The following is a 7,024-nucleotide window of genomic DNA, read 5'->3' as shown; positions in this document are numbered from 1 at the left end:
AGTGGTGTCGCTGATCCCCAACTCGCGCGCGACGTGGATGATCGGGCGAGGACCGTCCAACACCATGCGAACGGCCTCTTCCTTGAACTGCTGCGTATATCTTTGCGGCACGTGCTTTCTCTTTCCGGTTCACTACAACCCTACGTGGGTCGCTGTCCGGAAGATCAAGGGCACCTCACGAGTTCGTCGAGGGTGCGGGCGCCGAGGTTGGCCAGGGCCCCGCTCTTCAGATGCGCCCAACTGCCCTCGACCGGGTTGAGATCGGGTGCGTAGGGCGGCAGGAAGACCAGGGTCAGCCAGTCGACGCGGTCGGCGAACGCACGCATCCGGCGGCTGCGATGACTGCCCAGGTTGTCCCACACCAGGACGATCGGGCGATCGAAAGTCCTGTGTATGTCGGGCAGTTGGCGTATCAGCTCCCGGTCGGTGACCGAGCCCGGCACCATGCGGTAGAGGAACTTCGGCAGTCCGCCCGGTGGGTAACAGCACCAGCCGACCAACGAGGTCTTCGGCCGTTTCCCCATCCGCACCCGCAGTGTCGGGGTGCAACCCCGCGGGGCCCACGTGGCGCGGACCGGCGGCAACAGGGACAGCGCCGTCTCGTCCGCGAACACGATCACCGCACCCGTTCGCCTCGCGGTGGTTTTACCCGGGGCCACACCGTGCTCCTCCAGGTCGTCACCGCCTCCTCGTCCCGTTCCAACGCGCGCCGGGCGGGCCGCTGCCGCGACCAGCCGTGGGCCTTCAAAAGCCGCCACACGCTCGACGGCGACGCGTAGACCACCCCGGTGACCTGCGTGATCACTCGCCCGACCCGCGCGAGCGTCCAGATCTGCCCGGTGAAACCGGCCGCCTCCGGCCCTGCCTCCAGCACCGCCGCCACCTCGGCGAACCCCTCGTCCGACACCCGCCGCCGGGCACCCGGCGGGCCGGCGGAGCGCAACGCGTCCGCCCCGCCGTCCACCCACGCGCGATGCCACGTCGACACCGCCTGCGGCGACACACCCGACCGACGCGCCACCTCCGCCTGCGACACACCCTCCGCGAACCAACCAGCCGCCCGCAAACGCATCTTCTCCCGGCGGTCCCGCTCCACCGGGGTCATCCCCGAGATCCCCATACAACGGGTATGCCCTCATTTGACGCACCGTCAATCGGACTCGGAAACCTCAGTAAGGCCGCCGTCGGCACCGCGCGGGTGATCGGTGACGGCGGCTACTGCGGCACCGGAGTCCTGGTGCCCCACCTACGCGAACGAGGACAGGACGAACTCCTCGACTGGAAAAACGAACACCACACCTCACATCGCCGTGTCCGCGCCCGCGTCGAATACGTCTTCGCCCGCATGAAGACCTGGGAGATCCTTCGCGACTGCCGACTCAAAGGCGCCGGCGTCCACCACGCCATGCTCGGCACAGCCCACCTGCACAACCTCACCCTCGCCGGCTGGCCCAGCGAGAACCCCGGATCCACACGCCCCGAGATCAATTACGGGACAGGCCTTAGCGCAGCGTCGAGGGCAACGCGGCCCTGTATCCACGGCTTTCGAAGCCGTGGTTTCATTGAAGGCCGATCGCCGATGTCCTGTCCATCACGACCGGCCGGTGTCCATAGCCCGTGAGGTCGTGGCTCCATTGAAGTAGCACGCGCTCGATCGTGAACTCCGCTGGCTGATGGTATCCAAGGCATGCGGGGCCGTGGCTTCATTGAAGGGTCGCGTGCCCGTCCACCGCGGTGAAGCTCACCGCGTGTTACGGCCTACGGGGCCGTGGCTTCGTTGAAGGACAACCGCGTTGCGAGGCGACGCCGTACCCAGGCTGCGTCCATGGTCTTTCGAGGTCGTGGCTTCGTTGAAGGAAGGGGCGCGTGCAGGGTCACGCAGTCGCCGACGCCCGAGTGTCCATGGATGGTCGTGGCTTCATTGAAGGGTCGCCCAGGCGGTCGCGGCACCTGGGCCCAGGTGTCCACGACCTCCGAGTTCGTGGCTTCATTGAAGGTGACGCGCGACCCTGTCGGAGATGGGGCCGGTCCGCGTCCATGGGCCTTCGGGGTCGTGGCTTCATTGCAGGGCCAACGCCGGAAGACTCACTGCGGCTGGCCTCGCGTGTCCATGGCCTGAAGGGACGTGGCTTCATTGCAGGGCGACCAGCAGCAAGGCGGACGTGCTGTATGCGACCGTGTCCACGGCCCGAAAGGGCGTGGCTTCATTGCAGCGCGCCGTTCAGGACCTCGCGCACCGACGGCACGTAGGTGTCCACGGCCCGAACGGACGTGGCTTTATGTGCGCGAGCACGCCCATCGAGTCCAGGATGTGTCCACGCCTGAAGGGGCATGGCTTCATTGCAGGCCGCCGCCCTCGCCCGCCGTCCAGATGACTCGGTGGTGTCCACGACCCCGAGGGCTGTGGCTTCATTGCAGGTCGACCGGGGCGAACTCGCCGACCTGGTCGAGGGCGTGACCACGACCCCGAGGCCCGTGGCTCCGGCCTGATAGGTCGAGCTAGATCATCACCGAGTGTCCACGACCCCGATGGCCGTGGCTTCATTGCAGGACGTTGCCGCGCTCGGTCTCGACAACCAGACCGCCGGTGTCCACGACCCCAAGGGCTGTGGCTTCATTGCAGGGGCGAGACCGACGCTGCGCCCGAGTACCCGCCGGCGTGTCCACGGCCCGAAGGGGGCATGGCTTCATTGCAGGAACCCCGGCGAGGTCTCGGTGGCCGAGCGCACGCACGTCTCCACGACCTCGAGGGGCGTGGCTTCATTGCAGGGCCGACGTGACCGCCGCACTCGACACCACCGCGGCGGTGTCCACGACCTCGAGGGGTGTGGCTTCATTGCAGCTTGTCGCCGACGATGCGGATCCCACACTCGTGCACGGGGTCCACGGCCCGAAGGGGCGTGGCTTCATTGCAGCGATGCCGACGAGTCGGAGCAGTTGACTCGGTGGTACGAAGTGTCCACGGCCCGAAGGGACGTGCCTTCTGTTGCGAGACCGGGTCGTCCACGACCGCGAGATGCGTGCCCGTGTGTCCACGGCCTGACGGGCTGTGGCTTCATTGCAGCACCCACGCTCAGACGCTGATCCAGGCGGCCATCGCGTGTCCACGACCCCGAGGGCTGTGGCTTCATTGCAGGATCTGAAGCGCTGCACTCGTCACTGTGTACAGCACGTGTCCACGACCCCGAAGGCCGTGGCTTCATTGCAGCAGCACCGCGATGAAGGACAACCTGCGCCAGAACAGGTGTCCACGGCCCGAAGGGGCGTGGCTTCATTGAAGGTCGATCCACGGGATCAGGTGCGCCGGGACCTGCTTGTGTCCACGACCCTGAAGGCCGTGGCTTCATTGAAGGCCGCCGGTGCCGAATGCGCTGGCCATCGAGCAGGCCGCGTCCACGACCCTGAGGGGCATGGCTTCATTGAAGGTCGACTTGCCGAGGGAGAGCCGAACGTGAAGTTGAGGTGTTCACGACCCCGAGGGCTGTGACTTCATTGCAGTTGCGCAAAGTTGAAGGCCGCCGATGAGGTGTTCACGGCCCGAAAGGGCGTGGCTTCATTGCAGGTTGGCGAGCTTGCGCGCGTCCCGCAGCAGGAACGGGTGTCCACGGGTCGAAGGGCCGCAGCTTCATTGCAGAGCCGCTCCGATCACCCGCAGGCCGCCGGTCCGCTGTGTCCACGACCTCGAGGGCGTGGCTTCATTGCAGGTGTGCTTGTGACTACGGACATGCCCGCGCTCCTTGGTGCCCACGGGTAGCTTCATTGCAGGTCCTCCGCCTCCTCCGTGACGTGAGCCAGCAGCACCGTGTCCACGATCCCGATGGGCGTGGCTTCATTGAAGGCCGCTCCCCGTGTACCCACCCACGAGGACCAGCGACGTGTCCACAGTCTTCCGGACTGCGGCTTCATTGCAGGTTGAGTTTGGCGATCTTGCGCGTGGCGGCCCCTGGTGTCCACGATCCTGAGGGCCGTGGCTTCACTGCAGTGATGCCGACGAGTCGGAGCAGTTGACTCGGTGGTACGAAGTGTCCACGGCCCGAAGGGACGTGCCTTCTGTTGCGAGACCGGGTCGTCCACGACCGCGAGATGCGTGCCCGTGTGTCCACGGCCTACGGGCTGTGGCTTCATTGCAGCTGGCCGACGGCCGCCATTCCGCCCATGCGAGCCGCAGTGTCCACGGCCCGAGGGGACGTGGCTTCATTGCAGGCACGCATCACGGGCCGCTGATCGGAAGCCGATGTTCGTGTCCACGACCTCGATGGCCGTGGCTTCATTGCAGGGAGGGCCGGGGGCTACGGCGCCGGAACTCGGCGAAGTGTCCATGGTCATCAGGGCCGTGGCTTCATTGAGTGAGGGAGTGCGTGGCAGAGGTGCCATCAGGTGCCCAGCCGGATCGTTCTCGAAGTGCGGATGACGTCGGCCCGGTAGACAAGATCGTGGCCGTACAGATCGCAGGCGTCGTCGTAGTCCCGTTCCAGTGCGTCGATCACTCTGTCCCAGTCCCACCGCGCCGCCGCGCGGGCCGCAGCCCGGTCGGCGTCTGTGCGCGGCGCGGCTGCCCCCGTGTCGGAGGCTGGTGCTGTGTGTACGGCGAACTCAGCCAGGGCCGCGCACCAGTCGGCGTTGTCCTGTGGCCGAACTGCGGCCGCGTGCTCGATGTCGCGGCGGTGTTCCTCGCGCAATCTGGCGTTGACGAACGCGGCCGGGCTCGCCGGAACCCAGTCCAGCAGGTGCCAGGCGGCCAAGTGCGCGGCGATGTGGTCGGCTGGCAGGCCCCGGTCGATCAACCGGCGCAGCGCCCAGGCCAGTCGGCGTGTCTTCTCGCCCCGGGTCCACCGGACCAGGAGTTGTACGCGCCGGGCGATCTCGTTGTCGCGCCGCACCTGGGCGGAGGTCCGCGGCTGGGGCTCGGGGACGGGGGTGAGGGTGGGATCGATCGAGGCTGTGTGCCGCGCGCGCTTGCGTCGCGTGTTCTTCAACCGACCTACCAGCGTCAACCTACGAGCATTGGGTATGGCGGGAAAAGAAGGGGTGTCAGCGCCGGATTCGTGCAGGTCGGGGGCGATGCCATCCCCGGGGTTGTCCACAGGTGGAATGTCCGGGTTCACCGGTTTTCCGTTGGCGATCGGAGCGGTTGCGGCGACTCGGGCCTCGTGGTTCCGGCGGGCGCGGGCGATCGCGAGCGCCCGACCCGCGTCGGTGACCCCGATGCGGCGGGCGGCGTACCCGCTCCCGTCCACCCGGTGGCCCATCGCGGTGTCGTAGATCGGCGGGACGGTCGCGGCGTACACAGTGGCGGTCGCCGTGTACTTGCGCCCCGGGACCCGCAGATTCCGCCGGGTGCCGTGCACCATCCACGCGAGCGCGCCGGCCTCGCGGAGGTATCGCACCTCACGACACAGGACCGACCGCGACAGACCCAGTCGCTGCGCCATCGCGTCTAGGCCGTACAGGACGGTGCCCTCGGTGTGGTCCATCCGGCGTGCGAGATCCTCGACCACCCGGATTGTCCGACCGGTCATCCTCGGATGCAGGCCCGCCGCGACCAGCCACTCCACCGCGTGTACGAACTCGCCCGGCCGGGCCCGACGCGACTCCGTTGAGCCCACCTCCTGCGCGGACTTGGCCACCGGCACCAGGCGCAGCTCGTCGACGGGGACCGCCGTCGGGACGGCGACGGCCGCGGTATGCACTGCGGCGGCGGTCACCACGCACCTCCAGCTGCGGCCGGCGAAGGGGTCAGTTCGGGCGCAGGGGAGGCGAATGTGGAGGCGGTGACGGAGGTGGACACGTCCCTTGGTGCGAGCGGTGGTGTCCGTGTGACGCCCCGGCCGCGAGCGCGGTGTGAGCAAGATCGTTTCGGCGTGTCGGCGGGGTGTGGCGCAGGTGCCGACACATCGATGCGGATCGGCTCAAACAAGCCGATATTCAGGGTCTGGTGAGGTGCGCCGACCTGCGGCGGTACGCCTCGGGACACGTTGATCCGAGTGAATTCGGTCATGCCGACGAGACATGACGTCACTGCGTCATGCAAAATGAGCACGCAGCCTCTCTAGCGAGCGGGTGCACGAAAGCCCCCTCGCGGAGCGCGGTGGGTTTTGGTTCTGCGGAGAACCCATGTATTGCCTGGTCAGACCGGTTGGCGCCGGAAGATCAGACCTCGCTTTGAGCGAGTAGTTGTCGGTGGGGACGAAGGTCCGCAGTGTTGGTAGCACTGCGGGACCGGCGTCCCGGGCGGCTCAGCCGCCCAGTGCGTTACTCGTCATCCACTCCCAACACCACAACAGAGGTGCGCCCCGAGACGGGTGCAGACGGGACCGATCGCCGGACGTGCGGTCGGAAGCTCATGAGCCCTCGCCGACGTGACCGTGACCAAGTCACCGTCGTGGCGAGGGCTTTGTCATGGAGCCCCGGAAGCGACACAGGGCCGTTGACGGATGAGGGCGTTGCTGGGCAACGCGAAACAGCGGCCGGAGCGACGTTCAGATCGCGGTCTCGGCGGGGTGCCGTGTGTACGCGAGCGCGTACGGGTACTCTCATCGTTGCGATGCCCCTTGTACAGAAGGTGCAGCGTGCTGAGCCCCCGCTATGGACTTGCCTAAGGTCCAGGGGGCTCTTTGCTTTCATGGTCATCGAAAGCGGCACCACCATACCGCTATCGGGGATTACCGAGGGTGCACATTGGCTCCGTGTCGAGCCGGAGCTGCCCGTGTCGTAGGACATGAGGACTGTCATGCCGTAGACCGTCGGGATCATCCATCCGGGCAGTATGGGAGCAGCGGCGGCGTCGATGGTCATGATTTCTTCGCATGCGCATCCGGCGGGAAGTTGTACTGGATGCGCAGAATTTGGTGCCTCAGCGTGGTGATGACCTCGATGACACGTCGGTCGGCGGTGTAGCCCTCCTGCCGGATGGCCATCACCGCGTCTGGGGCAATCTCAAGTGCGCGAGTCTCAGCCTCGGTTGGGAGCTGGCGGGGGTAACGCGCTCGCGCACCTCCAGCACGGTTCCTCCCACCGTGTTCGG

At 67.0% G+C, this 7,024-nt stretch carries 5 protein-coding genes and 1 pseudogene; 1 reads left to right on the top strand and 5 read right to left on the bottom strand.

Translation table 11 applies throughout. The features are described from left to right. The 3 genes from ACIBM5_RS41200 to ACIBM5_RS41190 form a co-directional block, all read right to left on the bottom strand. The coding region (locus ACIBM5_RS41200) for a transposase (protein WP_396011828.1) at positions 1–111 on the bottom strand (111 nt) is incomplete at its 3' end. Between the two features lie 53 nt (positions 112–164). Beyond that, positions 165–659 carry an IS630 family transposase gene (locus ACIBM5_RS41195; RefSeq protein WP_396011825.1) on the bottom strand — a complete coding sequence of 165 codons (495 nt, stop codon included), beginning with the start codon at positions 657–659 and terminating at the stop codon, positions 165–167. Continuing rightward, positions 617–1,105, bottom strand: coding sequence for a winged helix-turn-helix domain-containing protein (locus tag ACIBM5_RS41190; RefSeq protein WP_396011824.1), 489 nt, complete (start codon positions 1,103–1,105; stop codon positions 617–619). Before ACIBM5_RS41190 ends, ACIBM5_RS41195 begins: the two co-directional genes overlap by 43 nt. A gap of 66 nt (positions 1,106–1,171) precedes the next feature. On the opposite strand from ACIBM5_RS41190, the pseudogene ACIBM5_RS41185 reads away from it, so the two are divergent. Beyond that, a pseudogene (locus ACIBM5_RS41185) lies at positions 1,172–1,447 on the top strand (transposase); the annotation flags it as partial. Between the two features lie 2,926 nt (positions 1,448–4,373). Here the strand turns inward: ACIBM5_RS41185 and ACIBM5_RS41180 are convergent. Both ACIBM5_RS41180 and ACIBM5_RS41175 read right to left on the bottom strand, forming a co-directional pair. Then, positions 4,374–5,705: a cell wall protein gene (locus ACIBM5_RS41180; protein WP_396011823.1), complete on the bottom strand. Its 1,332-nt coding sequence runs from the start codon at positions 5,703–5,705 to the stop codon at positions 4,374–4,376. Positions 5,706–6,791: 1,086 nt separating this feature from the next. After that, positions 6,792–6,917 carry a hypothetical protein gene (locus ACIBM5_RS41175; protein ID WP_396011822.1) on the bottom strand — a complete coding sequence of 42 codons (126 nt, stop codon included), beginning with the start codon at positions 6,915–6,917 and terminating at the stop codon, positions 6,792–6,794. Positions 6,918–7,024 lie beyond the last annotated feature (107 nt).

This window comes from Embleya sp. NPDC050493 (assembly GCF_044458105.1).
In the GTDB taxonomy this organism is placed as follows: Bacteria; Actinomycetota; Actinomycetes; order Streptomycetales; family Streptomycetaceae; genus Embleya.
Note: the sequence above shows the minus strand (reverse complement) of the source record. Positions and strands in the feature narration are given on the sequence as shown.

Bases quoted from the DNA above. Each gene is read 5' to 3' on its own strand.
- ACIBM5_RS41190 (WP_396011824.1), bottom strand. From the start codon at position 1,105: ATGACCCCGGTGGAGCGGGACCGCCGGGAGAAGATGCGTTTGCGGGCG.
- ACIBM5_RS41175 (WP_396011822.1), bottom strand. From the start codon at position 6,917: ATGGCCATCCGGCAGGAGGGCTACACCGCCGACCGACGTGTCATCGAG.